This is a genomic window from Streptomyces sp. NPDC020299 (assembly GCF_044387825.1).
Lineage (GTDB): Bacteria > Actinomycetota > Actinomycetes > Streptomycetales > Streptomycetaceae > Streptomyces.
Map to the genome: position 1 here is coordinate 72,937 of NZ_JBIRWL010000007.1, position 23,239 is coordinate 96,175.

Consider the following 23,239-nt stretch of genomic DNA (forward strand, 5'->3'; position numbering starts at 1 on the left):
GGGCCGGGCGTGGGGAACTTCTTGGCAGGCAAGGCCGTCGCCGTGACCGGCGCCGGACGGGGCATCGGGCGGGCGGTCGCCCTCGCGGCGGCGGCCGAGGGCGCGAAGGTCGTCGTCAACGACTACGGGGTCGCCACCGACGGCACCTCACCGACCAGCGAGGTCGCCGACGCCGTGGTCAAGGAGATCGAGGCGGCCGGCGGCGAGGCCGTCGCCGTCGCCGACGACATCTCCACCATGGCGGGCGGCGGGCGGGTCGTCGACACCGCCCTGTCGGCGTACGGGCGCCTCGACGGGGTCGTCTGCGTGGCCGGGATCCTGCGCGAGCGCATGCTGTTCAACATGACCGAGGACGAGTGGGACCCGGTCCTCGCCACCCACCTCAAGGGCACCTTCACCGTGTTCCGCGCGGCCTCCGCGGTGATGCGCAAGCAGAAGTCGGGCACGCTCATCGGCTTCACCAGCGGCAACCACCAGGGGTCCGTGTCCCAGGCCAACTACAGCGCCGCGAAGGGCGGCATCATCTCGCTCGTCCGCAGCGCGGCGCTCGGTCTGCACAAGTACGGGGTCACCGCCAACGCGGTCGCGCCGGTCGCGCGTACGCGGATGTCCGCGGGTGTTCCGACGGAGCTCAAGGAGATCGGGGAGCCGGCGGACGTGGCCGCGCTGGTCGTCTACCTGCTGTCCGAGCGGGCCCGGGAGCAGGGGATCACGGGGCAGGTCTACACGATCGCGGGGCCGAAGCTGGCGGTCTGGGCTCAGCCGCGTGAGCTGCGCTCGGCTTACCGGGAGGGCGGGTGGACGCCGGGGGCGCTTGCCGACTTCTTGCCGGGTTCGGTGGGGGTTGATCCCATGCCGATGCTGGCGCGGTTGGAGGCGATGGAGAGGGCGGCGCGGGATGGTTCTCGGCCTAACGCCCAGTAGCTCGGGTGGTGCGGTCGTTGGCGGCTGCGGGTTTGTTGTGGCTTGTCGCGCAGTTCCTCGCGTCCCTGGGTGGGCTGACGTGACCGGCGTCAAAAGGAGACGTCCGTGAACTTTGAATTCACCTCCGATGACGATGAGTTCCGGATCGAGGCCCGCGCCTGGCTCGCTGAGCACGCAGGGCATGTCCCCGACCGCCGGACCTGGGAACGTACCCTCGGCGCCGCCGGCTGGATCGGGCTCGGGTGGGCCGAGTCCGGGTACGGGAATCGGACGGCGACGCTCACCCAGCAGGTCGTCTGGGCCGAGGAGTACGCACGCTCGGCGGCGCCGGCGCGGTCCGGGCACATCGGGGAGAACCTGCTCGCGCCCACTCTCATCGCACACGGCACCGGCGAGCAGAAGGCGCGCTTCCTGCCGCCCATAGCGGCCGGTGAGGAGCTGTGGTGCCAGGGCTACAGCGAACCGGGGGCCGGGTCCGATCTGGCGGGCGTGCGCACCTCGGCGGTACGGGAAGGATCGGCCTACCGGATCACCGGGCAGAAGATCTGGACCTCCCTCGCCCACGAGGCGGACTGGTGCTTCGCGCTCGCCCGTACCGACCCAGCCTCCCGCCGCCACCACGGGCTGAGCTTCCTGCTCGTGCCCATGGACCAGCCGGGCCGGATCGAGGTGCGGCCGATCCGGCAGATGACCGGCACCAGCGACTTCAACGAGGTCTTCTTCGACGGGGCACACGCACGCGTGGAGCACGTCGTGGGCGGCGAGGGCGATGGCTGGCGGGTGGCGATGAGCCTGCTCGGCTTCGAGCGGGGGGTGTCGACGCTCGCCCAGCAGATCGGGTTCGCCGAGGAGTTGGGGCGGGTCGTCCGTGCGGCCCTCGACACCGGCGCCGCCGACGATCCCGTCGTACGGGACCGTCTGGTCCGGCAGTGGGCCGAGCTGCGGGTGATGCGCTTCAACGCCCTGCGCACGCTCGGTGGTTCGGGCGATCCGGGCGCACCGAGTGTGGCCAAGCTGCTGTGGGCGGGCTGGCACCAGCGGCTCGGGGAGCTGGCGATGGCGGTCCGCGGGGCGGCGGCGAGCGCCGGCCCGGCCGACTGGTCGCCGTCGGCGCCGTACGAACTGGACGCGTTCCAGCACCTGTTCCTGTTCTCCCGGGCCGACACCATCTACGGCGGCTCGGACCAGGTGCAGCGCACGATCATCGCCGAGCGCGTGCTCGGTCTGCCGAGGGAACCGAAGGGCTGAGGGGGCTCGAGCGATGCGCGGTGTGGTGTTCGACGGTGAGCAGGTGCGGGTCCTGGACGACCTGGCGGTACGGGATCCGGGGCCCGGCGAGGTGCGGGTGGCGATCTCGGCGGCCGGGCTGTGCCACAGCGACCTGTCGGTGCTGAGCGGCACCATCCCCTTCCCCGTCCCCGTGGTCCTGGGGCACGAGGGCGCCGGGGTGGTGGAGGCGGTCGGCGAGGGCGTCACGCATGTCTCGCCCGGCGACCACGTGGCCCTGTCCACGCTCGCCAACTGCGGCACCTGCGCGGAGTGCGACCGGGGCAGGCCGACGATGTGCCGGAAGGCGATCGGGCGGCCCGGGCGGCCGTTCACCAGGGGCGAGGACACCTCTGCCGAACGGCTGTACCAGTTCGCGTCCAACTCCGCCTTCGCCGAGCGCACGGTGGTGAAGGCCGTGCAGGCGGTCCGCATCCCGAAGGACATCCCGCTGCCCTCCGCCGCGCTCATCGGGTGCGCGGTGCTGACCGGGGTGGGGGCCGTGCTCAACCGTGCCCGGGTGGAGCGCGGGGACACCGTCGTGGTGATCGGCACCGGCGGGATCGGCCTGAACGTCCTCCAGGGCGCGCGGCTCGCGGGCGCCCTGCGGATCGTGGCCGTGGACAACAACCCGGCGAAGGAGGCGGTGGCCCGGCAGTTCGGCGCCACCGACTTCCTGACCTCGACGGAAGGGGCGAAGGAGCTGTTGCCCACCGGGGCCGACCACGCCTTCGAATGCGTAGGCCGTATCGAGCTGATCCGCCGGGCGATCGACCTCCTCGACCGGGAGGGCCAGGCGATCCTCCTCGGCGTCCCCCCGGCCACCGCGGAGGCGTCCTTCCTGGTCTCCTCGATGTACCTGGACAAGTCGATCCTGGGCTGCCGCTACGGCTCCTCCCGCCCCCAGCACGACATCGCCCTCTACGCCGAGCTGTACCGCCGGGGCGAGCTGCTCCTCGACGAACTCGTGACCGCGACCTACCCGGTGGAGGACTTCGAGAAGGCGCGGGCGGACGCGGAGGCGGGGCGGGTGGCGCGGGCGGTGCTCACCTTCTGACCGCGCACCGTCCTACCGCTTACGTTCCCACCACTGTCTGGAACGTCCGCCGGTACGCCGTCGGCGTCACCCCCAGCGCCGCCTGGAGGTGCTGCCGCATCGACTGGGCCGTGCCGAACCCGGCGTCCCGGGCCACCTGGTCGACGGACAGGCCGGTGGACTCCAGCAGGTGCCGGGCCCGCTCGACGCGCTGCTGGGTGAGCCACTGGCCGGGGCTGACGCCGACCTCCTCGCGGAAGCGGCGCGTGAAGGTCCGTACCGACATGGACTCCTGGGCGGCCATGTCCCGCAGCTGGATCGGCTCGTGCAGCCGGCCCAGCGCCCAGGCGCGGGCGCCGGTCGTGGTGGCCTGCTGGGGGTCGGGCACCGGCCGTTCGATGTACTGCGCCTGCCCGCCGTCGCGGTGCGGCGGTACGACCGTACGGCGGGCCACCTCGTTGGCGACCGCCGTGCCGTGGTCGCGGCGCACCATGTGCAGGCACAGATCGATGCCGGCGGCGACGCCCGCCGAGGTGAGGACGTCGCCGTCGTCGATGAACAGCACGTCCGGGTCCACCTGGATGTGCGGGAAGAGGCGCTGGAAACGGTCGGCGTCGGCCCAGTGCGTGGTGGCGGGACGGCCGTCGAGGAGGCCCGCGGCGGCCAGGACGTAGACGCCGGTGCAGATGGAGGCGAGCCGGGTGCCGGGGCGGACCCGGGCGAGCGCGGCGGCCAGTTCCCCGGTCAGCACGCCCTCCTCGAAGACCGGGCCCAGCTCGTACGAGGCCGGGACGATCACCGTGTCGGCGGTGGCCAGCGCCTCGGGGCCGTGCGCGACGTGGATGGCGAAGTCGGCGTCGGTGTCGACCGGGCCGGGCGGCCGGACCGAGCAGGTCACGACCTCGTACAGGAGCCGCCCCTCGCCGTCCTTGGGGCGGCCGAAGATGCGGTGCGGGATGCCCAGCTCGAAGGGGAGCAGGCCGTCCAGGGCGAGGACGACGACGCGGTGCGGGCGGAAGCCGGTGGCCGTTTCCATGGCCCGATCCTAGCGAATGCTGTCCTTCGGGCCACTCGATGCGCGTGGGCCGGCGGCGGAAGCTTTATGGCGTGACCCAGACAACCGAGGCCGTGGCCACCGCAGAGGAAATTCCGTTCACCAAGAAGCCGCGCATCCACCGGGCATGGTTCGTCGCCGCCGTCACCTTCGTGACGATCATCGGCGCGGCGGCCTTCCGCTCGCTGCCCGGACTGCTCATCGACCCGCTCCACGAGGATTTCGGCTGGTCGCGCGGCACCATCGGCGCGGCCGTCTCCATCAACCTCGCGCTGTACGGGCTCACCGCGCCGTTCGCCGCCGCGCTGATGGACCGCTTCGGTATCCGCCGGGTGGTGGCCGTCGCGCTGACCGTGATCGCGCTCGGCTCGGGCCTGACCGTGTGGATGACGGCGGCCTGGCAACTGATGCTGTGCTGGGGCCTGCTGGTCGGCCTCGGCTCCGGCTCCATGGCACTGGCCTTCGCCGCGACCGTCACCAACCGCTGGTTCACCGAGCGCCGCGGCCTGGTCAGCGGCATCCTCACCGCCGCCTCCGCCTCCGGCCAGCTGATCTTCCTGCCGGTGCTGTCCTGGCTGGTCGAGAACCACGGCTGGCGCCCGGCCGCCGTGACGGTGGCGCTCGCCGCCCTCGCCGTCGTCCCGTTCGTCTGGCTGCTGCTGCGCGACCACCCGGCCGACGTGGGCCAGAAGCCGTACGGCGCCGCGGAGTTCGTCCCCAAGCCGCCCCCGGTCACCGGCGCCGCCCGCCGCACCCTCACGGTCCTGTCCTCCGCCGTCCGCACGGGCCCGTTCTGGCTGCTCGCCGGCACCTTCGCGATCTGCGGGGCCTCCACCAACGGCCTGATCCAGACCCACTTCGTGCCCGCCGCCCACGACCACGGCATGCCGGTCACGACGGCGGCCTCGCTGCTCGCGGTCATCGGCGTGTTCGACGTGGCCGGCACCATCGCCTCCGGCTGGTTCACCGACCGCTTCGAAGCGCGCCGCCTGCTCGCCGTGTACTACGCGCTGAGGGGCCTCTCCCTGCTGTTCCTGCCGATGCTGCTCGGCCCCGCCGTGCACCCGCCGATGATCTTCTTCATCGTCTTCTACGGCCTCGACTGGGTCGCCACCGTCCCGCCCACCCTCGCCCTGTGCCGCGAGCAGTACGGCGACGACAGCGCCATCGTCTTCGGGTGGGTCCTCGCCTCCCACCAGGTCGGCGCGGCCCTCGTCGCCTACCTCGGCGGCGTCGCCCGGGACGCCTTCGGCTCCTACAACATGGTCTGGTACGCCTCCGGCACCCTGTGCGCGGCGGCGGCCCTGATGGCCCTGATGATCCGGCGGCGGCCCGCGGTCCCCGTACCGGCGCTGGCCTAGCGGCGGCTCAGAGGAACCGCCCCCGGTGGAACAGCAGCGGCGCCTCGTCCCCGTCGCCCGTCCCCACAGCGTCCACCCGTCCCACCACGATGAGGTGGTCGCCCCCGGTGTGCACCGCGTGGATCGTGCAGTCGATCCACGCGACCGTGCCCGCCAGGCGCGGGGAGCCGGAGACCGGGGCCGCGTCGTACTCCACGCCGGCGAACTTGTCCGCGCCGCTCACCGCGAAGCCGCGGCACAGGTCGCCCTGGTGGGCGGCGAGGACGTTGACGCAGAAGGCGCCCGCGCGGGCGATGCGCGGCCAGGTCGTCGACGCCCGGCCGACCATGAAGGCGACCAGGGGCGGGTCGAGGGAGAGGGAGGAGAAGGACTGGCAGGCGAACCCGGCGGGGGAGTGGGCGCCGTCGGCGGACGGGGCGGTGATCACGGTCACGCCCGTCGCGAAGTTCCCGAGGACGCGCCGGAACCCGGCCTGGTCGACCGGGGCGCGTTCGTCCGCGCCGACGCAGCGCAACTCCGGGCGCGGCAGCGCTTCCACGGTGGCCGGAGTCCCGGCCGACCTGAGATATCGGACGGCGGCGGCGGCCGCCCCTGCGTGTCCCATCACGCCTTCAATTGAAGCTGACGGCGCGTCAGATGGGAAGGGTCGCGCCGGCCCTCGCACCCGGCCTCACCGCCCCCTGAACTCCGCGCTCCTGCGCTCCACGAACGCGGCGAGCCCCTCCCGCGCGTCCGCCGTCGTCATGTTGATCTCCTGCGCGGCCGCCTCCGCGGCGAAGGCGGTGGCGCGGTCGGTGTCGAGGGAGGCGTTGACGAGCTGCTTGGTCAGGGCGAGGGCGCGGGTGGGGCCGGCGGCCAGCCGCTCCGCCCACACGCGGGCCGTCTTCGCCAACTCCTCGTCCGGCACGACCCGGTTGACCAGCCCGAGCCGCTCGGCGTCGGCGGCGGTGAGCGCGTCACCGAAGAACATCAGCTCCTTGGCCCGCTGCGGGCCGATCAGCCGGGGCAGGAGATACGCGCCCCCGCCGTCGGGTACGAGTCCGCGCCGCACGAACACCTCGATGAACCGGGCCGACTCCGCCGCCAGCACCAGATCGCAGGCCAGGGCGAGATGGGCGCCGAGACCGGCCGCCGTACCGTTCACGGCGGCGATCACCGGCTTCTCACAGTCGAGGACGGCGGTGGTCAGCCGCTGTGCGCCGAGGCGGAGCACACGCGCCACATCACCGGCGACCCGCTCGCCCGCCCCCGCTCCGCCCCGCAGATCGGCCCCCGCGCAGAAACCGCGCCCCGTCCCGGTGATGACCACGGCCCGCACCTCCGGGTCGGCCGAGGCGTCCGCCAGCAGCCCGATGACACGTTCCCGCTGGCCGGGGGTGAGGGCGTTGAGGGCCTCGGGCCGGTTGAGCGTGATCGACGAGACCTGACCGGCCCTCTCGTGCAGCACCCACGTCTCCTCCTCCGTCAGCTCCGCCATCAGCGGCACACCGCCAGCGCGTCCAGCGCCACCGCGCCCTGCCCCCTGGGCAGCACCATCAGCGGGTTGATGTCCAGCTCGGCCAGCTCGTCCCCGAGCTCCAGCGCCATGCGCTGCACCCGCAGCACGACCTCCACGAGCGCGTCGAGATCGGCCGGCGGCCGTCCCCTGACCCCGTCCAGCAGGGCCCGCCCGCGCAGCTCCGCGAGCATGTCCCGGGCCTGGTCCTCGCCGAACGGCGGCACGCGGACGGCCGCGTCACGCAGCACCTCCACCAGCACCCCGCCCAGCCCGACCGTCACGGTCGGCCCGAACAGCTCGTCATGGGTGACGCCGACGACCATCTCCACGCCCCGCTCGACCATCTGGCACACCAGGACGCCGTCCAGCGAGACGCCCTCGTAGCGGGCGATGTCGGTCAGCTCCCGGTAGGCGTCCCGGACCTGGCTGGCCGAGGTCAGCCCGATCTTCACGAGTCCGAGCTCTGTCTTGTGCGCGATCTGGCCGCCGGAGGCCTTCATCACCACCGGGTAGCCGACCTGGCCGGCCGCGCGCACGGCCGCCGCCGCGCTGGTCACCAGCTGCTCGCGCGGCACCCGGATGCCGTAGGCGCGCAGCAGCTGCTTGGCCGCGTGCTCGCTCAGCTGCTGGCCGGGCCGCATCAGCATGCGCGCCTTGCGGAAGGAGGGCGAGGGGGTGCGGGGCGCCTCGTCGAAGGGGGAGCGGTAGGCGTGGACGAAGCGGTGGTGGTCGAGGTAGGCGCGGACGGCGGTGAGGCAGTTGCCGACGGTACGGAAGGTGGCCACCCGGGAGGATGCGAGCAGCACGTCCCGGTACGCGGGCTCGGTGCCGACCGGTGACCCCCACACCACGCACACCAGCTTGTCCGAGTGCTCCGCCGCGTCCACGAGGTCCCGGACGAGCTTGTCGCTCAGCGGCGGGAAGGGCCCGGTGATCGGGCAGATCAGCACGCCCACCTCGGGGTCGTCGAGGATCGCGTCGATGATCTTCCGGCCGCGTTCGTCGCCGACCGGATGGCCGCCGTTGTCCACCGGGTTGGCCACGTTCAGGTACTCGGGTATCCACTGGTGCAGCTCGGCCTGCCTGCCCTCGGACAGCACGGGCAGCCTGAGCCCCGCCCCGGAGGCCAGGTCGGCGACGTGCGCGCCGGTGCCGCCCGAGATGGAGTAGACGACGACCCCGTCGGCGCGCGGTGCCCGGGCGCGGGCCAGCAGGGCGGCGGTGTCCTGGAGTTCGTCGAGGCCGTCGACGCGGATGACCCCGTACTGCCGCATCGCCGCGTCCACCACGTCGTCGGCCCCGGTGAGCTTGCCGGTGTGGGAGGCGGCGGTACGGGCCCCGGCCTCGGTGCGCCCCACCTTCACGGCGACGACCGGGACCTTGCGGCGGGCGGCCCGGTCGGCGGCGAGCAGGAAGGAGCGGCCGTCCTTCAGGCCCTCGACGTAGGCGGCGATGGCGCCGACCTCCGGTCGTTCGGCGAAGTAGGAGATGAAGTCGGCGGTCTCCAGGTCGGCCTCGTTGCCGGTGGGCGCCCAGTGGGAGAGCCGGATGCCGAGCTCCTGGAGCGCGAAGACCGGCCGTCCCTGGTGCCCGGACTGGGTGATGAGGGCGATCGCCGGGCCGTCCAGATCGTCGCGGAAACGTTCGAAGGCGTTGAGGTTGGTGTTCGGCCCGAGCAGCCGGAGGCCGGAGCGCCGGGCGGCCGCCGCGAGCCGGGCCTGGGCGCGGGCGCCCTCCTCGCCGGTCTCCGCGAACCCGGAGGCGAAGGCGACGGCGAACCTCACCTTGGCCTCGGCGAGTTCCTCGATCACCGGCAGCGGGTCGGCGACCAGGAGCACGGCCAGGTCCACCTGCTCGGGCAGGCCGGCGACGGAGGGAACGCAGGGGATGCCGAAGACGGCCGGCCTGCTGGGATGCACCGGATGCACCCGCGCCCCCACCCGCTCGGCCCAGCAGAGCAGTTGCCTGGTGATGCCGGTGTTGGGCCGCCCCTCCGCGTCCGAGGCGCCGATCACGGCGACGGACCCGGGCCGGAAGAACCGGTCGAGATCGGGTACGTCCCGGTGCAGTGGACGCCCGCTGACGTCCAGCTCGTCCATATCGTCCGCCCGGCCGTGCACGGCGGGTCCGGTCCGGGGCTCACCGCAGGCGATGACCCGGGCCCGGCGGGAGTCGGTGGTGAGGGTGCCGTGGGTTGATCCAAGCATCGGTCCGCCCGCTCCTGTGTGACAGCCATTCAACTGACGCTCTGTCAGATTACTGAACTGACGTACTGTCAGGAAACGGTCGTGCACGCAAAGATGCACCCAGGATGACCGGAGCGGCTGGTACCGTCCAGGCGGTGAGCGACGGTGTGTATGTGGGTAACGCGGGCAAGGACGCGGCGCTGGACCGAGGGTGGCTCCTCGGGCACTTCAAGGACACCGGTGATCCCCGGCACAGCGAGGCCGTGGAGATCAAGTGGGGTGTCCACCCGCGCGGCGACGAGCGAGCGGCGTGGGTGGAGGGGGAGGAGCGCACCGCTCTCCTCGTCCTCGTCAGCGGCCGCTTCCGCGTCGAGCTTCCCGGCCGCAGTGTCGTCCTGGAAGAGCAGGGCGACTACGTCGTGTGGGGTCGCGGGGTCGACCACTCCTGGTTCGCCGAGGAGGACTCGGTGGTACTGACGGTCCGCTGGCCGTCCGTACCCGGTTACGCGGTGGCCCAGGAGCCTTCCGGGCGCGACTAGCCGCCGCCCTCGCGATCCGGGCGTACCCGGTCGCGGCGATCACCGCGACCGGGAGAGGGAGGGCGACGGGCCGCGGTCAGTCGCAGGCGTCGATGTGCGTCTGCCGGTCGATGATCGCGACACCGTCCGACCACATCAGGGCGTTCACCACGACACAGGCCGGCTGGAACGTGGAGGCGCTGCTCTCGTACTTGACCGGCCCCGCGTAGTTGGAGAATGTGCCTTCGTCGGCCTTGCACGTCGTCCAGCACAGCTTCAGCTTCATGTGCTTCGCGGACCCGGTGTTGTTGTCGAAGACGGCGCATGCGCCGTCCGTCCCACCCGTCACGTACTTGGTGTACGTGAACAGGGTTCCGAACCGACGGGAGTCCGGAAGCTGCTCCGCGCGTGCGAGCTTGTATCCGCTTCCGCACAACGTGGCGGCGGCACTCACCGTCTCGGGATTCGCCGACGCGATCGAACGGGTCTGCGCGCTCGCCGCCGACGCGAACTCGACCTTGGTGCTGGACACCTTGGCCGGAGCCGGCTTCGACTCCAGGGCCAGGGCTTGCGGAGCTGCCAGGAGCGAAGAGATGACAGCGGTGGACAGGGCAAGAGTGGGCAGCCACTTGCGCATGGCGGTGTTCCCCCAGTGATGAAGGCGCGAGGAGACCGGCCCGTGCGGCACGCGCGCGTGCGGTCCCCGTTGCGCTGAGCTTCCAGTGGTCGTCCGCTCCCTCCCGCCCGGACGATACGGGCAGACGATTCCCCAACCGACTGGGAGCAGGCCGTCACTTTAGCCACACGGCTACCGGCGGACGCAAGACCATTTTGATGCTGACATGCCACGAGGTGCTGCCGTCGGCGGGTAAGCGGAATCCGCGCGCAACAAGCTCGCCATACGTCTCCTGCGGAAACGGAACCACAGGAACCCGCGCGAAAGACAGCACGGGATCAGACCCGGTCCGGCAGCCCCGACAGCCGTCCGGCGCCGTCCCTCGCCACCGCCTTCGCGATCTTCTCCGCGTCGATGGCCAGCTCGCGGAACATGCCGCTGATCGGGTTGGTGAAACCGGTGAAGTACAGCCCCGGGGCGTCCTTCGGGGCGTGGGGGCCGTGCACGGCCGGTCTGCCGCGGGCGTCGAGCACGCCGAGGTGGCCGACCAGGCCCTCCAGTGCGCGGACGTACCCGGTCGCGGCGATCACCGCGTCCGGCGACAGGCGCGTACCGTCGGCGAGGACGGCCTTGCCGTCCTCGAACCCCTCGACGGCGGCCACGACCTCCACCTTCCCCTCGCGCACGGCGTCGATCAGCCCGACGTCCTGCACCGGGATCGACCCCTCCCGGACCCTGCTGTACAGCCCGGTGTCCGGGCGGGGCAGGCCGTGGGCGGACAGGTCCGGCACGCTCAGCTTGGCCATCGGCCCGGCGAGCCTGTCGACGAGGGCGACGGGCAGCCGCCGTACCAGCACACCCGTGTACTGCGCCGCCCACCCGGCGGTCGACCGGCGCACGATGTGCGGCGTGGTCCGCACCGCCAGCCGCACCCGGGACGCGCCGCCCTCCACCAGGTCCACGGCGATCTCGGCCCCGGTGTTGCCGACCCCGACGACCAGCACGTCCCGCCCGGCGTACGGCTCGGCGTTGCGGTACTCGCCCGCGTGCCGGAACTCGCCGCCGTAGCCCTCCAGGCCCGGCCAGTCGGGCACGCGCGGGGTGTGGTTGTAACCGGTCGCCACGACCACCGCGCCACCGGTCAGCTCCCGCCCGCCGGAGGCGTGCAGCAGCCAGCCCGTGCCGTCGGCCGTCCGCTCGATCCGGGAGACCTCGACGCCGGTGACGATCTCCAGGCCGTGGTGCTCGGCGTACTTCTCCAGGTAGCGCACCACGTTGTCCCGGGACACCCACCGCCCGAACCGGCGCGGCATCGGCAGCCCGGGCAGCCCCGAGAGGCGGCGGGTGGTGTGCAGGTGCAGCCGGTCGTAGTGGCGCCGCCAGGACGCTCCGACCCGGTCGGACTTCTCCAGCACGACCGCGCGTATCCCCCGGGCGCGCAGCGCGTGCGCGGCGGCCAGACCGCCGGGGCCGGCGCCTATGACGTAGACGGGTCGGTCGGTGGGGGAGGACGCGGACAGGGGAGAGTCGGCCATGAGCGCGAGCGTAATCACGCACCGGGTTGATGGGTCTCGGTCAAGACCGGAATTGGTTGCGGATTGATCACGCCTGTAAGAGGTGTGAGTGGGACCGGTGCGGAAAAAGCCCGCGACGCCGGGCTCCGGTGCGCTGGAGCACGGGGTCGCGGGGTGGGCGGCGTCCGATGACAAACGGGAACGGGCGCCGCGGCTCTTTTTTTGGGCTACTTCTGGCGGGCCTTGTGCCCCGTCACCTTGGCGATCCACTTGATGAAGTCGCCCGGGTCGGTGTTGGCGCCGTGGCCCTGGTCCCAGTAGTACAGATGGTTCACGTCGTCGCCGAGGTTGCCCACGGCGGCGGCGATGTTGGCGGAGACCGTCAGCGAGGTGTCGGAGTCCTTGGTGCCAAGCCGGATCCACCAGTGCCTGGTGCGGTTCGGGTTGGCCTTGCCGACCAGGTGGAACATCGGGTTCATCAGCCGCAGCAGCTCGGGGATGTCGCTGTCGAGGCGCTTGCCCGTGACCCCGGTGGTGTCGTTCTTCAGGCCGTACGCCGTGAAGTGGCGGGCCTCGGTGGTGCCCTTGCCGAACTCGTTGTTCTCGCCCGTCGACAGGTCGAAGGCATCGAAGGACGGGGCGTCCTTCTTGCGGGCGCCGACGTGGGTGAGGAAGTCGTCCCAGGAGAAGCGGGCCTTGCCGTTCTTCCAGGTGATGAAGGTGTTCGCGGCCAGGTAGGCCGTGCGGTCGGAGTCCGACAGGCCCGTCAGGTAGGTGGTCGCCGACGGCTCGAGGTACCGCTCGACCAGGTACTCGTCGTAGTTGCGGGCGGTCAGCGGCCCGAAGCCGCCCAGCCCCTTGAGCTTCAGACCGGCCTGGTACTCGGCGAACTGCGCCTTCAGCTCCCTGGAGACGGTCTGGTCGACCTGCTTGCCGCTGCTCAGCTCGTTGGTGCCCCAGTTCCACTCGTAGGCGCCGTCGGCGTGCTCCAGGTCGGTGATCGGGCACCAGGCGCCGGTCGCGAAGATCGCGTCGGAGGCGTCGGCGGCGCCGAGCTCCTTCAGGTACTTCTCGTAGATCGGGCTGTCCCCGGAGGCGCCGAGCAGAGCGGACACGGCGCCGCCCGCGCTGGTGCCGGCGGAGACGATGCGGTCGGTGTCGCCCGGGATGCGGCCCTTGTTGGACCTGATGTACCGCACCGCCGCCTTGAGGTCGACGATCACGGCGGGGGCGGTGCCGTAGTACTCGCCGTCGGAGTTCTTGAGGGTACGGCCGCGGGCGCCGGGCTCGATGACGACGTACCCCGCGCCGAGGGCCAGGTACTGGTTGGTGTTCAGGGCGCCGCCGTTGGCGTTGGTGCTGCCGTTCGCGCCGGGGGCGGAGGCCGAGGCACTGGGGGAGGCGGAGGCCGTGCCGCCGGGGCCGCCGGGGCCGCCCGGGCCCACCGGGCCGCCGGACGCGCCGATGCCGGTCGCGTCCGCCACCGAGGACGGCATGTATCCGCCGATCGAGTTCGCGAGCAGGATCGGCGCGTTGCTCGCGTCGACCGCCTTGCCGTCGATTTCGACCGGCACGCTGACGTTCAGGCTCTGGTACTTCTCGTCCACCGGCTTGGCGACGTAGGTGATCGCCTTCCAGAAGCGGTACTTCACCTCGTGCTCGGTGCCGTCCGGGTCCGTGACCGTGGCCGTCAGCTCGGTGTGGCCGTCCGCGTCGAAGACCAGCGAGTCCGGGGAGGACGAGGTCGACGAGTCGTCGGACGCCTGAGCGCTGAGGGCGAGGCCGCCGACCGCCGCGACACCGGCGGTGGCGCCGAGGCCCATGACTACCGTCCTGCGCTTGACTGCACTGTGCTTCACCATGCTGCCTCTCGTCCTTCGGGGGCTCGTCCTTCGGGGGCTCTTCGCCTTTCGCTTGCGAACGTAGGTTGACGCCGACAAAATCATCAACAATTTCGCCGGAACTCAGGGGAGACGCACAGCTTCACCGGTGGCGCACAGGATTTCCGCACCGGCTCTCGGCTTTCCCGCTTATCTGACGTACCGTCAGATGTCATGGACGCGATCTGGCTGAGCGGATCCGAGTGGCTGGCCGTGCTCCGCATCGGGCTCGGCCTGTGGTGGCTGGAGAGCTGGCGGCACAAGGACAGGAAGAGCTGGTTCGAACGCGGCACCGGCATCGCCTGGGCGGCGGACGTCGCGGCGAAGCACCGCTGGAACGCGGTCCGTTCCGGCTTCCACGTCATGGTCGAGCCACGGCCGCGGGTGATGGCGTACATCGTGGTGTACGCCGAACTCGCCCTCGGCCTGGGCCTGGTGGCCGGCTTCCTCACCCCCGTCGCCCTGGCCGGCGGCCTGCTCCTGAACCTCCTCTACCTCGTCCTCATGATCCACGACTGGGCCGAGCAGGGGCAGAACTCGATGATGGCGCTGATCTCACTGGTCGCGCTGTTCGGGATGTCCTGGCAGGTGTGGTCCGTCGACCACGCTCTGGGATGGTTCTGATGGCGGCCGTACGGTTCGACGTCCCCGAGCCCGACGCCTTCACCCGGACCTACTGGGACGCGGCGGCCGAGGGCCGGCTCCTCCTGCGCCGCTGCGGCGCGTGCGGCCGGGCCCACCACTACCCGCGCGAGTTCTGCCCCCACTGCTGGAGCGACGACGTCACCTGGGGCCGCGCGACCGGCCGCGCCACCCTCTACACCTGGTCCGTCGTCCACCGCAACGACCTGCCCCCGTTCGGCGAACGCGTCCCGTACGTCGCGGCCGTCGTCGAACTCGCGGAGGGCCCCCGGATGATGACCGAGGTGGTGGAGTGTCCGGCCGGGGAGCTGCGGGCGGGGATGGCGGTCGAGGTGGCGTTCCGGACGGGGGTGCCGGTCTTCCGGCCGGTGTGGGAGTGAGCGGGGGGCGCACGATTGAACGGGTGTAGTGGTCTCTGTTGAATGGGTGTCATGGTCTCTGTGAATGAGCAGCCCACCGTCAACACCGCCTCCGAACCGCACGGTTACGGCCTGCGCCTGTGCCGCTGGGACGCGGAATCCGACGCCGATGCGGCGGCCTGGCTCCGTGGCCTGGCGGATCCGGAATTCCTGCGCTGGAACACCCCGTTCAAGGTGGTCAAGGACCTGGACACCGCCCGGGAATCCCTGCGTGCGCTGGCGTCGAGAGCCGCGAACGACGACTGCGTGCCCTTCCGCGTCACCGACGCGGACACCGGCGCCACGCTCGGCCACATGGGCCTGAACACCATCGAGCGGGTCATGCGCGTCGCCCGCGTCGGCTACTCAGTCCTTCCTCAGGCGCGGGGGAAGGGGGTCGCCACGCGGGCACTCGCCCTCGCGAGCCGCTGGGCGTTCACTGAACTCGGCCTGTACCGGTTGGAGTTGGGGCACGCGGTCGGACACGACGCGTCGTGCCGGGTCGCGGACAGATGCGGATACCCCTACGAGGGGACGCTGCGCGGGGCGATGCCCGAGGCCGGGCGGCTGGACGCGTTCCGGGACGTGCACCTGCACGCACGGATCGCCACCGACCCGGAGCCGGCCGTGGAGTAAATGGGAGGCGGGGCGCGGGGGCGGGAAGGGAGCATGAGACATGAATCCCGATGACCGGCACCACGACCGGCACCACGACCGGCAGTACGACTGGCACCTCACCGAAGACCTCGACGAATTCCTCTCCCGCGCCGGTGACTTCCTGCGCTCACGGCCCGCGCGGCACACCGTGACGCTGACGGTGACCGACGCGCTGCGCAAGCGCGGACTGCGCCTCTACGGCGACGAGGCCCCCGTGTTCGGGTGGCTGGCCGAACCCGGCGGCGCGGTACGCGCGGTGCTGTTCCGGACGCCTCCGCACCCGCTGCACGTCACCGCGGTGACCGCCGAGGAGGCCGACGCCCTCGCCGCCCGGCTGCTCGCCCTCGGCCACGTCGTCCCCGGCGTCTCGGCCGAGCGGGAGACGGCGGCGGCGTTCACGGCGGCGTGGGAGCGGCGGGCGGGGGGCCGCGGTGCGCTGCGTGAGCGTCAACGGCTCTATCGTTTGGGTGACTTGGTGTTCCCGGAGCCCGTACCTGAAGGCCGGGCGCGGGTGGCCGGGACGGCGGACCGGGAGCTGCTGGCCCGCTGGTGCGAGGAGTTCGCCGACGCCGTCGGCCAGCGCGGGTTCCAGGAGCCCGGCGCCTGGGCCGACGCCCGCATCGCCAGCGGCGGCGTCACCCTCTGGGAGACCCCTGACGGCGCCCCCGTCGCCATGGCCGGGGTGACCCCCGAGGTCGCCGGGCAGGCCCGGGTGGCGCCCGTCTACACCCCGGCCCACCTGCGTGGACGCGGCTACGCGGGGGCCGTGACGGCCGAGGTGAGCCGGGTCGCGCGCGAGGCGGGGACGGAGGTGCTGCTCTTCACCGACCTCGCCAATCCGACCAGCAACGGGCTGTACCAGCGCATCGGCTACCGGCCGGTGGCCGACTTCGCGGTGTACGGGTTCGAGGCGGGGCCACAGGGTTAGGGCCGCAGAGCCAGGGTCGCAGGGGCAGGGCCACAGGGGCAGGTCCACGGGGGCAGGGCCGCAGGGTCAGGGCCACAGCAGCGTCCGCTCCCAGCCGAACGCCGTGTGCCGGTAGGCGAGCCGGACGTGGCGCCGCTCGGGGTCGCCCTGGAAGAACTCGACCTCCTCCGGCCGCAGCCGGTACAGCGTCCACGTCGGGGACGGGGCGGTCGGATTCTCCCGTGCCCGGTCCCAGGCCGCCTGCGAGGCGGACCGCAGCTCCTCCAGCGACGGCAGGACCTCGCTCTGCCGGCCGGTCAACGCCGCCGCGAGCGCACCCGTCGAGCGCGCGTGCAGATCGGCCTGGCTCTCCGGCGAGGGCGCAGCCGTGATCTGTCCCCGGACCCGGACCTGCCGGCCGAGCACCGGCCAGTAGAAGCCGAGGGCCGCGTACGGACGGGCGGCGAGCTGCCGGCCCTTGCGGCTGGTGGAGTGGGACGCGAAGGACCAGCCGTCGGCGTCGGCACCGTGCAGCATCACGGTCCGCACGTCCGGACAGCCCTCCTCGTCCGCCGTCGCCAGCGACATGGTGTGCGGCTCGACCTGCCCGGCGGCCACCGCCTCCGAGAACCAGGCGGTGAACAGGGCGAGCGGGGTCGGGGGCGCGGTCGTCGGGTCGAAGGCGGGTAGCTCCGTGACCTGGGGGTCCCAGACCCGCAGTGCCCGCAGAAGCTCGTGAAGATCGGTTGCAGCCATGGGCCGAGTATCACTCCGGGGCCGCTGTGGAGGCGCGAGCGGGGGCTTGCGGGCGTGTACGGGGCGGGGCGTGCGGAACAGCCCGCTGCCGCTTCACCCCCGCCCCAGGATCACCGCCCCAGGACCACCGTCCCCGACGAGCAGAACCACCCCCCGGTCCCCGACGCCACCCCCAGCCGCGGCAGCTCGCCTCCCGCGAGGCGCACCTGCCGTTCCCCGCCCTCGCCCCGCAGCTGCCGTACCGCCTCGACCAGCAGGAACAGGCCCCGCATCCCCGGGTGCTGGGCCGACAGGCCGCCTCCGTCGGTGTTCACCGGCAGTTCCCCGCCCCGCACCAGCAGCCGTCCCTTCTCGATGAACGCCCCGCCCTCGCCCTTCGGGCAGAAGCCGAGGTCTTCCAGGGTGACCAGGGTCATGTAGGTGAAGGCGTCGTAGATCTCCGCGAAGTCGATCTCCTCGGGGCGGACGCCGGCCCGCTCGAAGGCGAGCCGGCCGCTGACCGCGGCGGGGGAGACGGTGAAGTCGGGCCACTCGGACATCGTGGCGTGCGAGACGTGTTCGCCGGTGCCGAGGATCCAGACGGGGGTGGTGCGGCAGTCCCGCGCGTACTCCTCGGCCGCCAGCAGCACCGCCGCCCCGCCGTCGGAGCGGAGGCAGCAGTGCAGCTTGGTGAAGGGATCGGCGATCACCGGGCCGGACAGGACGTCGTCGACGGTGATCGGGTCGCGGAACATCGCCTCGGGATTGAGTGCGGCGTTGGCCCTGGCCTGCACCGCGACCTGGGCCAACTGCTCGATCGACGTACCGTGTTCGATCATGTGGCGGCGGGCCGCCATCGCGTACTTGGCGATCAGCGTGTGACCGTAGGGGACCTCGAACTGCAGCGGGCCGCGGGCGCCGAAGGACAGGTCGCCGGTCCGCCGGCCCGCCTTGATGTCCGCGCGTGCCGTGGAGCCGTACACCAGCAGGACGGCGTTCGCGTGGCCCGCCGCTATCGCGTCCGCCGCGTGCCCCGCCATGACCTCCCAGGTGGAACCGCCGACCGAGGTGGAGTCCACCCAGGTGGGGCGCAGGCCCAGATACTCCGCCACCTCCACCGGGGCCAGCGTGCCGAGCCCGGCCGAGGCGAAGCCGTCCACGAGCGCCCGGTCCAGTCCCGCGTCCGCGAGCGCGCGGCGGGCAGCCTGGGCGTGCAGCATGTACGGGGTCGCGTCGGCCACGCGGCCGCAGTCGGAGAGGGCTGCACCCACCACGGCGACTTTCCGGCTCCCTCGCGTCATGAATCTGACGGTACATCAGGTTTGATGGCTCGCGGCAGGTCGCGTACTCCCGCGCACCCCGCCGCACGCCCCGCCGCACCCCCGCCGCACCTCTGGGCATCTCCATCCCCCCGCCCTAATATGACGGACCGTCAGATCTGGTCGGGAGGGAACAGCCATGGACACGCGCCTCACCGCCGAGCAGGACGAGATCCGCCGTACGCTGCGCGAGTTGCTGCACAAACGCTGCGGAGCGGAGGAGCTGCGGGCCGCCGTCGGCAGCCCGGCCGGGCACGACCCCGTCCTGTGGACCGCCCTCGCCGACCAGCTCGGCCTGCCGGGCCTGGCCCTCCCCGAGGCGTACGGCGGTGTCGGCTGCCCCGTCACCGATCTCGCCCTCGCCTGCGAGGAGGTGGGGCGGGCGCTCGCCCCCTCACCCTTGCTCGCCACCGCGGTCCTCGCCGCCCCGCTGATCCACGCCCTCGGTACCGACGCCCAGCGCGCCGCCCTGCTGCCCCGCCTCGCCTCGGGCGCGCTCACCGCGGCCCTCGCCGTACCCGGGACCGCCCTCACCACCGCCCTCGCCCTGACCGGCGGCAACGGCGGGGAGTGGGCGGGCGGGGGCCGGGCGGGGGGCGTGCAGGCTCGCCGGGACGGGGCGGGGTGGCGGTTGTACGGGCAGGCCGACCAGGTGCTGGACGGGCACAGCGCCGGTCTGCTGGTCGTCGCCGCGCACGCCGGGGGCTTCGCGCGGTCCCGGACCCTCCTCTTCCTCGTGGAAGGGGATACCGCAGGGCTCGTACGGGCCCGGCGGACCGCCCTCGACTCCACCCGGCCGCAGGGGCGGGTCCAGCTGCGGGACGTGCGGGCCGAGCTGCTCGGGGACGAGGACGCCGACGTGCTCGCCGCCCTCGCCGCCCTCGGGGACACCGTCGCCGCCGTACTCGCCGCCGAGGCCGTCGGGGCCGCCGACCGGGCGCTGGAGCGGACCGTGGAGTACGTCGGGCAGCGGGAGCAGTTCGGGCGGGTGATCGGTTCCTTCCAGGCGGTCAAGCACCGCCTCGCGGACGTGTACGTACAGGTGCAGGCGGCCCGGTCGGCCGCGTACTACGCCGCCTGGGCGACGGCCCACGGGGAACGCGTGGGCGGGCTCGCGCTGGCGCAGGCCATCGAGGCCCTGCGGTGTGCGGCGGGCGAGGCGATCCAGCTGCACGGCGGGATCGGTTTCACCTGGGAGCACGAGGCCCACCTGTACTTCAAGCGGGCCGCCGGGGACGAGCTGCTGTTCGGGCCGGTGCACCGGCTGCGGGCGCGGGCGGCCGAGGCGGCCCGGTTCTTCGAGCGGGAGGGGGTGGCGGCCCGATGACCGCCGTCGGAGTGCGTCTGGTGCAGAAGGTGTCGTCCACCCGGGGCTTCGCCAAGGTCGCCCCGCACGTTTTCCCGGCCCTCGACCGGGCGGTCCACCGGCTCACCCGGGGCCGGGTGCTGCTCAGCGCGCAGCTGCTGCCCGGCGTCGTGCTCACCACGACCGGCGCCCGCAGCGGCCTGGCCCGCCGCACACCGCTCGCCTGCATGCCCGAGGAGGGCAGCTGGCTGCTCGTCGGCTCCAACTTCGGGCGCACCGGCCACCCGGCCTGGACCGCCAACCTCCTCGCCCACCCGGACGCCTCCGTCAGCTCGAAGGGCGAGGACATCCCCGTCACGGCCCGGCTGCTGGCGGGGGACGAGCGGGCGGCGGCCTGGCAGGCGCTGCTGGAGTTCTGGCCGCCGTACGCGACGTACCAGGCGCGGGTGGAGCGGGAGATCCGGGTCTTCCGGCTCACGCGCCGGGCATAGCGACGCCCGTCGCGCAGGGAGTCACCCGTCGCGCACAGAGCCACCCACCGCACATAGGGTCCCCCGCCGCATCACATCGTCGGCCCGCCGCATCACAGCGTCGCCAGCCGCTCCACCAGCAGGAACGCGCCGACGCCGAGCATCGCAGCCCCCGAGGTGCGGGTGACCGCGCGGGCGGCGGCGGGGCGGGCGGCCAGGAGGGCGTGGGCGAGGACGCCGACGGTCAGGTAGACGGCGGCACAACACGCCATGTGGAGCAGGCCCAGGGCGGCCGTCTGGACGGGGACGGGCAGGTGGTCGCCGCGGAGGGTGAGGAACTGCGGGAGCACGGAGAGGTAGAGCAGCAGGCCCTTGGGGTTGAGGCCGCTGATCGCGGCGCCGCGCAGGAAGACCCGGGAGCCGTCGGCCTCGGCCGCCGTCCCGGGCACGGCCGGGCGGCGCAGCACACCCCACCCCAGCCACAGCAGGTACCCGGCGCCCGTCACCGTCAGCGCGGTGAGCAGCCGGGGCGAGCCCGCCACGAGCACCGCGAGGCCCGCCGCGGCCAGGACCGTGTGCAGCGCGTACCCGGCGACCAGGCCCGCCACCGCGCCCGTGACCCGGCGGCCGCGCAGGCCGGCCGCGATCACATAGGCCCAGTCGGCGCCCGGTACGCACACCAGCAGCAGGTCCAGGGCCAGGAAGGAAAGGAGGCTTGCGGATTCCATGAGGGGGACATTAGGCGTGAATGGCCCGAATGTGTTCCCGAAATTTGCCCATGATCGCGGATACTGAGCAAATATCTTCTTCATGGACGACGTCGATCAGAAAATTCTTGCCGAGCTCCAGCAGGACGGGCGGCTGACCGTGACCGAGCTGGCCGCGCGGGTGCGGCTGAGCGTCTCGCCGTGCCACCGGCGGCTGCGTGAGCTGGAGCGGTCCGGCGCCATCCAGGGCTACCGCGCGGTCGTGGCCCCGGCGGCCGTCGGACTGACCTTCGAGGCGCTGGTCTTCGTGTCCATGCGGCAGGAGGACCGCGACACCGTCGCGGAGTTCGAGCGGGCGGTCAGCGAGGTGGAGTACGTCCTGGACGCCCAGCGCCTGTTCGGCGAACCGGACTACCTCCTGCGGGTCGCCACCGCCGACCTCGCCGCCTTCCAGCGGCTCTACGACGAACGGCTCGCCACCCTGCCGGGAGTGCAGCGGCTGACGTCCACACTGGTGATGAAACACGTGGTGAAGGACCGGCCACTGCCGGCGTAAGCGTTTGCCGGGCCGGAAAGCACGACAGGCGGCGGTCCACTCGCGTGAACCACCGCCTGGCAGACAGGACTTGGTGTCGGACAAAGGATGCCTAAAAGGGAGTGCCGCCGAACGGCCTATTTCGTCGGCTTCCGGCCCGTCACGCCCAGGTGCACCAACAGTGCCAGATTCGGCTTGAGTTCGGCCTGTTTGACGCCCCAGGACGAGAAACCCTTCTGGTGCCCGGCCACCGCGGCGAGCATCGCGACGAGCGAGCCCGCGATCGCGGCCGGGTTCACGTCCTTGTCGACCCTGCCCTTGGACTGAAGCTCGGTGATCGATTCCGTGAGGGAGTTGTTCACCGAATTCAGGATCTTCATGCGGATCTTGTAGAAGCGTTTGTCCCCCTCGGCGGCGCCGAGGTCGACGACGCGCAGGATGGCGTCGTGCTTCCGCCAGAACTCGAGGAATCCGTCCACGAGTTCCTGCGCGGTCTGCCAACCCGCCTTGCCGGCCCAGGACCGCCCGGCGACCAACTCGGTCAACCCGGCGCCCTCGGCGGCCATTTCCTCGGCGATCTCCAGGACGGCGCCCTCGACGTCCGGGAAGTACTGGTAGAAGGTCGCGGGCGAAGTGCCCGCCTTCCGGGCCACATCGATGACCTTGACGTCCCGGTAAGGGGAAGAGCTGAGCATCTCGCTGAGGCAGTCGAGCAGCTTCTGCCGGGTCGCCTGCCCACGCCGACCGGCCACGCGGCCGTCGACGGTACGCACTTGTCCTGTCATGTCGTCAGCTTACCGAGGGGTGATGGGAGCGCGATTCGGCCGACTGCAAATGGGGTGCAAGGGCGTGGATGAGGTGGTGTGCCTGGTCTGCGCGGTGCGCGAGGCACGGTTACTTTGGCGACATGGCCGAAAACAGGGCATCGGTGTACGGAGAGGGCGTCCCCTGCTGGGTGGACGCGCAGCTCCCCGACGTGGCGGCCGGGGAGCGGTTCTACGGAGAACTCTTCGGCTGGACCTTCGAGGAGGCGTACGGCACCTCCGTATGGGCGCGGCTGGACGGTGAACCCGTCGCCGCCCTCACACCCAAGACGGACGGCCGTATGCCCACCGTCTGGACGGTGTACTTCGCCACCCCGGACGCCGGGGCCCTGTGCCGGCGGATCGTCGCGGCCGGCGGGCAGATCGTCGCGCTGCCGGTGCCGGTCGACGACCTGGGCACGGCCGCGCTGGCCACCGACCGCGAGGGCGCCGTCTTCGGCCTGTGGCAGCCGGGCGAGCACCCCGGCTTCGTGCTGCGCCACGCCCCCGGCACCTTCATCTGGGCCGAGCTGTACACCCGGGACACCGAGGCGGCCAACGCCTTCTACGGCGGCCTCTTCCACGACGCCCTGTTCGGCACCGAGGCCGAGCCCGACTTCGGCCGGGCCCCGGTTTCCGCCGTCTTCCCCGCCGAGATGCCCCCGCACTTCCTCGTCCACTTCCGGGTGGACGACCTCGACGACGCCCTCGGGGCGGTCCAGCGGCTCGGCGGACGGGTGCAGGCGGCCCCTTTCGAGGCCTCGTACGGAACCGTGGCCGTCGTCACGGACAATCAGGGGGCGTCCTTCGCGCTGCTCCACCGCTGAGACCGTGGGCTTTTGCCTCCCTTATAGGGAGACACCCCGATTTGTCACCGGGTTCGCAACATGGACCCCGGCCAGGAAGA

Annotated in this window: 24 protein-coding genes; 13 read left to right on the forward strand and 11 right to left on the reverse strand. The window is 72.3% G+C overall.

Features of this window, described 5'->3' with window-relative positions; genetic code table 11:
• Positions 1–9: 9 nt before the first annotated feature.
• The 3 genes from ACH45E_RS19325 (at position 10) to ACH45E_RS19335 (ending at position 3,247) form a co-directional block, all read left to right on the forward strand.
• The gene (locus tag ACH45E_RS19325; protein ID WP_361442856.1) at positions 10–924 is read left to right on the forward strand and encodes an SDR family NAD(P)-dependent oxidoreductase; all 915 of its coding nucleotides are present in this window, start codon (positions 10–12) and stop codon (positions 922–924) included.
• A 105-nt stretch (positions 925–1,029) separates the two neighbouring features.
• A complete protein-coding gene (locus tag ACH45E_RS19330; RefSeq protein WP_361442859.1) occupies positions 1,030–2,172 on the forward strand; it encodes an acyl-CoA dehydrogenase family protein in 1,143 nt (380 codons plus the stop codon).
• Positions 2,173–2,185: 13 nt separating this feature from the next.
• Positions 2,186–3,247 carry a Zn-dependent alcohol dehydrogenase gene (locus ACH45E_RS19335; RefSeq protein WP_361442862.1) on the forward strand — a complete coding sequence of 354 codons (1,062 nt, stop codon included), beginning with the start codon at positions 2,186–2,188 and terminating at the stop codon, positions 3,245–3,247.
• Between the two features lie 19 nt (positions 3,248–3,266).
• Here the strand turns inward: ACH45E_RS19335 and ACH45E_RS19340 are convergent, their stop codons facing one another.
• A complete protein-coding gene (locus tag ACH45E_RS19340) occupies positions 3,267–4,262 on the reverse strand; it encodes a helix-turn-helix domain-containing protein (protein WP_361442865.1) in 996 nt (331 codons plus the stop codon).
• 71 nt (positions 4,263–4,333) lie between these two features.
• On the opposite strand from ACH45E_RS19340, the gene ACH45E_RS19345 reads away from it, so the two are divergent.
• On the forward strand, positions 4,334–5,641 hold the full coding sequence (locus tag ACH45E_RS19345; RefSeq protein ID WP_361442868.1) for an MFS transporter: 1,308 nt from the start codon (positions 4,334–4,336) through the stop codon (positions 5,639–5,641).
• A gap of 7 nt (positions 5,642–5,648) precedes the next feature.
• On the opposite strand, the gene ACH45E_RS19350 is transcribed toward ACH45E_RS19345, so the two are convergent.
• The 3 genes from ACH45E_RS19350 to ACH45E_RS19360 all read right to left on the reverse strand — a co-directional run bounded on the left by ACH45E_RS19350 (position 5,649) and on the right by ACH45E_RS19360 (position 9,346).
• Complete coding sequence (locus tag ACH45E_RS19350) at positions 5,649–6,245, reverse strand: flavin reductase family protein (RefSeq protein ID WP_361443821.1); 597 nt, start codon at positions 6,243–6,245, stop codon at positions 5,649–5,651.
• A 66-nt stretch (positions 6,246–6,311) separates the two neighbouring features.
• Positions 6,312–7,118 (reverse strand): enoyl-CoA hydratase-related protein, encoded by an 807-nt coding sequence (locus tag ACH45E_RS19355; protein WP_361442871.1) that lies wholly within the window; start codon positions 7,116–7,118, stop codon positions 6,312–6,314.
• Positions 7,118–9,346, reverse strand: coding sequence for an acetate--CoA ligase family protein (locus tag ACH45E_RS19360; RefSeq protein ID WP_361442874.1), 2,229 nt, complete (start codon positions 9,344–9,346; stop codon positions 7,118–7,120). The genes ACH45E_RS19355 and ACH45E_RS19360 overlap by 1 nt, the downstream gene beginning before the upstream one ends.
• Before the next feature lie 134 nt (positions 9,347–9,480).
• On the opposite strand from ACH45E_RS19360, the gene ACH45E_RS19365 reads away from it, so the two are divergent.
• Positions 9,481–9,864, forward strand: a complete 384-nt coding sequence (locus tag ACH45E_RS19365) for a signal peptidase I (protein ID WP_361442877.1) — start codon at positions 9,481–9,483, stop codon at positions 9,862–9,864.
• A 76-nt stretch (positions 9,865–9,940) separates the two neighbouring features.
• Here the strand turns inward: ACH45E_RS19365 and ACH45E_RS19370 are convergent, their stop codons facing one another.
• The 3 genes from ACH45E_RS19370 to ACH45E_RS19380 all read right to left on the reverse strand — a co-directional run bounded on the left by ACH45E_RS19370 (position 9,941) and on the right by ACH45E_RS19380 (position 13,835).
• Positions 9,941–10,480: a hypothetical protein gene (locus tag ACH45E_RS19370; RefSeq protein ID WP_361442880.1), complete on the reverse strand. Its 540-nt coding sequence runs from the start codon at positions 10,478–10,480 to the stop codon at positions 9,941–9,943.
• Between the two features lie 317 nt (positions 10,481–10,797).
• Positions 10,798–11,994: an NAD(P)/FAD-dependent oxidoreductase gene (locus ACH45E_RS19375; RefSeq protein ID WP_361442883.1), complete on the reverse strand. Its 1,197-nt coding sequence runs from the start codon at positions 11,992–11,994 to the stop codon at positions 10,798–10,800.
• Positions 11,995–12,200: 206 nt separating this feature from the next.
• Complete coding sequence (locus ACH45E_RS19380; RefSeq protein WP_399041067.1) at positions 12,201–13,835, reverse strand: subtype B tannase; 1,635 nt, start codon at positions 13,833–13,835, stop codon at positions 12,201–12,203.
• A gap of 192 nt (positions 13,836–14,027) precedes the next feature.
• On the opposite strand from ACH45E_RS19380, the gene ACH45E_RS19385 reads away from it, so the two are divergent.
• Genes ACH45E_RS19385 through ACH45E_RS19400 form a run of 4 tightly spaced genes read left to right on the forward strand, consistent with a single transcriptional unit; the run spans position 14,028 to position 16,478 of the window.
• Entirely contained in the window at positions 14,028–14,477 is a 450-nt protein-coding gene (locus ACH45E_RS19385; protein ID WP_361442886.1) for a DoxX family protein, read from the forward strand.
• Positions 14,477–14,875, forward strand: coding sequence for a Zn-ribbon domain-containing OB-fold protein (locus tag ACH45E_RS19390; RefSeq protein ID WP_361442889.1), 399 nt, complete (start codon positions 14,477–14,479; stop codon positions 14,873–14,875). The genes ACH45E_RS19385 and ACH45E_RS19390 overlap by 1 nt, the downstream gene beginning before the upstream one ends.
• A gap of 51 nt (positions 14,876–14,926) precedes the next feature.
• Complete coding sequence (locus tag ACH45E_RS19395) at positions 14,927–15,529, forward strand: GNAT family N-acetyltransferase (RefSeq protein ID WP_361442892.1); 603 nt, start codon at positions 14,927–14,929, stop codon at positions 15,527–15,529.
• A 40-nt stretch (positions 15,530–15,569) separates the two neighbouring features.
• Positions 15,570–16,478: a GNAT family N-acetyltransferase gene (locus ACH45E_RS19400; RefSeq protein ID WP_361442895.1), complete on the forward strand. Its 909-nt coding sequence runs from the start codon at positions 15,570–15,572 to the stop codon at positions 16,476–16,478.
• 66 nt (positions 16,479–16,544) lie between these two features.
• On the opposite strand, the gene ACH45E_RS19405 is transcribed toward ACH45E_RS19400, so the two are convergent.
• Both ACH45E_RS19405 and ACH45E_RS19410 read right to left on the reverse strand, forming a co-directional pair.
• Positions 16,545–17,213, reverse strand: a complete 669-nt coding sequence (locus ACH45E_RS19405) for a pyridoxal 5'-phosphate synthase (protein WP_361442898.1) — start codon at positions 17,211–17,213, stop codon at positions 16,545–16,547.
• A 110-nt stretch (positions 17,214–17,323) separates the two neighbouring features.
• Complete coding sequence (locus tag ACH45E_RS19410; protein ID WP_361442901.1) at positions 17,324–18,493, reverse strand: thiolase C-terminal domain-containing protein; 1,170 nt, start codon at positions 18,491–18,493, stop codon at positions 17,324–17,326.
• Positions 18,494–18,650: 157 nt separating this feature from the next.
• On the opposite strand from ACH45E_RS19410, the gene ACH45E_RS19415 reads away from it, so the two are divergent.
• The gene (locus ACH45E_RS19415) at positions 18,651–19,838 is read left to right on the forward strand and encodes an acyl-CoA dehydrogenase family protein (RefSeq protein ID WP_361442904.1); all 1,188 of its coding nucleotides are present in this window, start codon (positions 18,651–18,653) and stop codon (positions 19,836–19,838) included.
• A complete protein-coding gene (locus ACH45E_RS19420; RefSeq protein ID WP_361442907.1) occupies positions 19,835–20,308 on the forward strand; it encodes a nitroreductase family deazaflavin-dependent oxidoreductase in 474 nt (157 codons plus the stop codon). The genes ACH45E_RS19415 and ACH45E_RS19420 overlap by 4 nt, the downstream gene beginning before the upstream one ends.
• A gap of 92 nt (positions 20,309–20,400) precedes the next feature.
• Here ACH45E_RS19420 and ACH45E_RS19425 read toward each other — a convergent pair whose 3' ends face one another.
• A complete protein-coding gene (locus tag ACH45E_RS19425) occupies positions 20,401–21,015 on the reverse strand; it encodes a LysE family translocator (RefSeq protein ID WP_361442910.1) in 615 nt (204 codons plus the stop codon).
• A gap of 82 nt (positions 21,016–21,097) precedes the next feature.
• Between ACH45E_RS19425 and ACH45E_RS19430 the strand changes: the two genes are divergently transcribed.
• The gene (locus ACH45E_RS19430) at positions 21,098–21,550 is read left to right on the forward strand and encodes an Lrp/AsnC family transcriptional regulator (protein ID WP_361442913.1); all 453 of its coding nucleotides are present in this window, start codon (positions 21,098–21,100) and stop codon (positions 21,548–21,550) included.
• Positions 21,551–21,666: 116 nt separating this feature from the next.
• On the opposite strand, the gene ACH45E_RS19435 is transcribed toward ACH45E_RS19430, so the two are convergent.
• Complete coding sequence (locus ACH45E_RS19435) at positions 21,667–22,314, reverse strand: TetR family transcriptional regulator (protein WP_361442916.1); 648 nt, start codon at positions 22,312–22,314, stop codon at positions 21,667–21,669.
• A 122-nt stretch (positions 22,315–22,436) separates the two neighbouring features.
• Between ACH45E_RS19435 and ACH45E_RS19440 the strand changes: the two genes are divergently transcribed.
• Positions 22,437–23,159: a VOC family protein gene (locus tag ACH45E_RS19440; RefSeq protein ID WP_361442919.1), complete on the forward strand. Its 723-nt coding sequence runs from the start codon at positions 22,437–22,439 to the stop codon at positions 23,157–23,159.
• Positions 23,160–23,239: the final 80 nt, after the last annotated feature.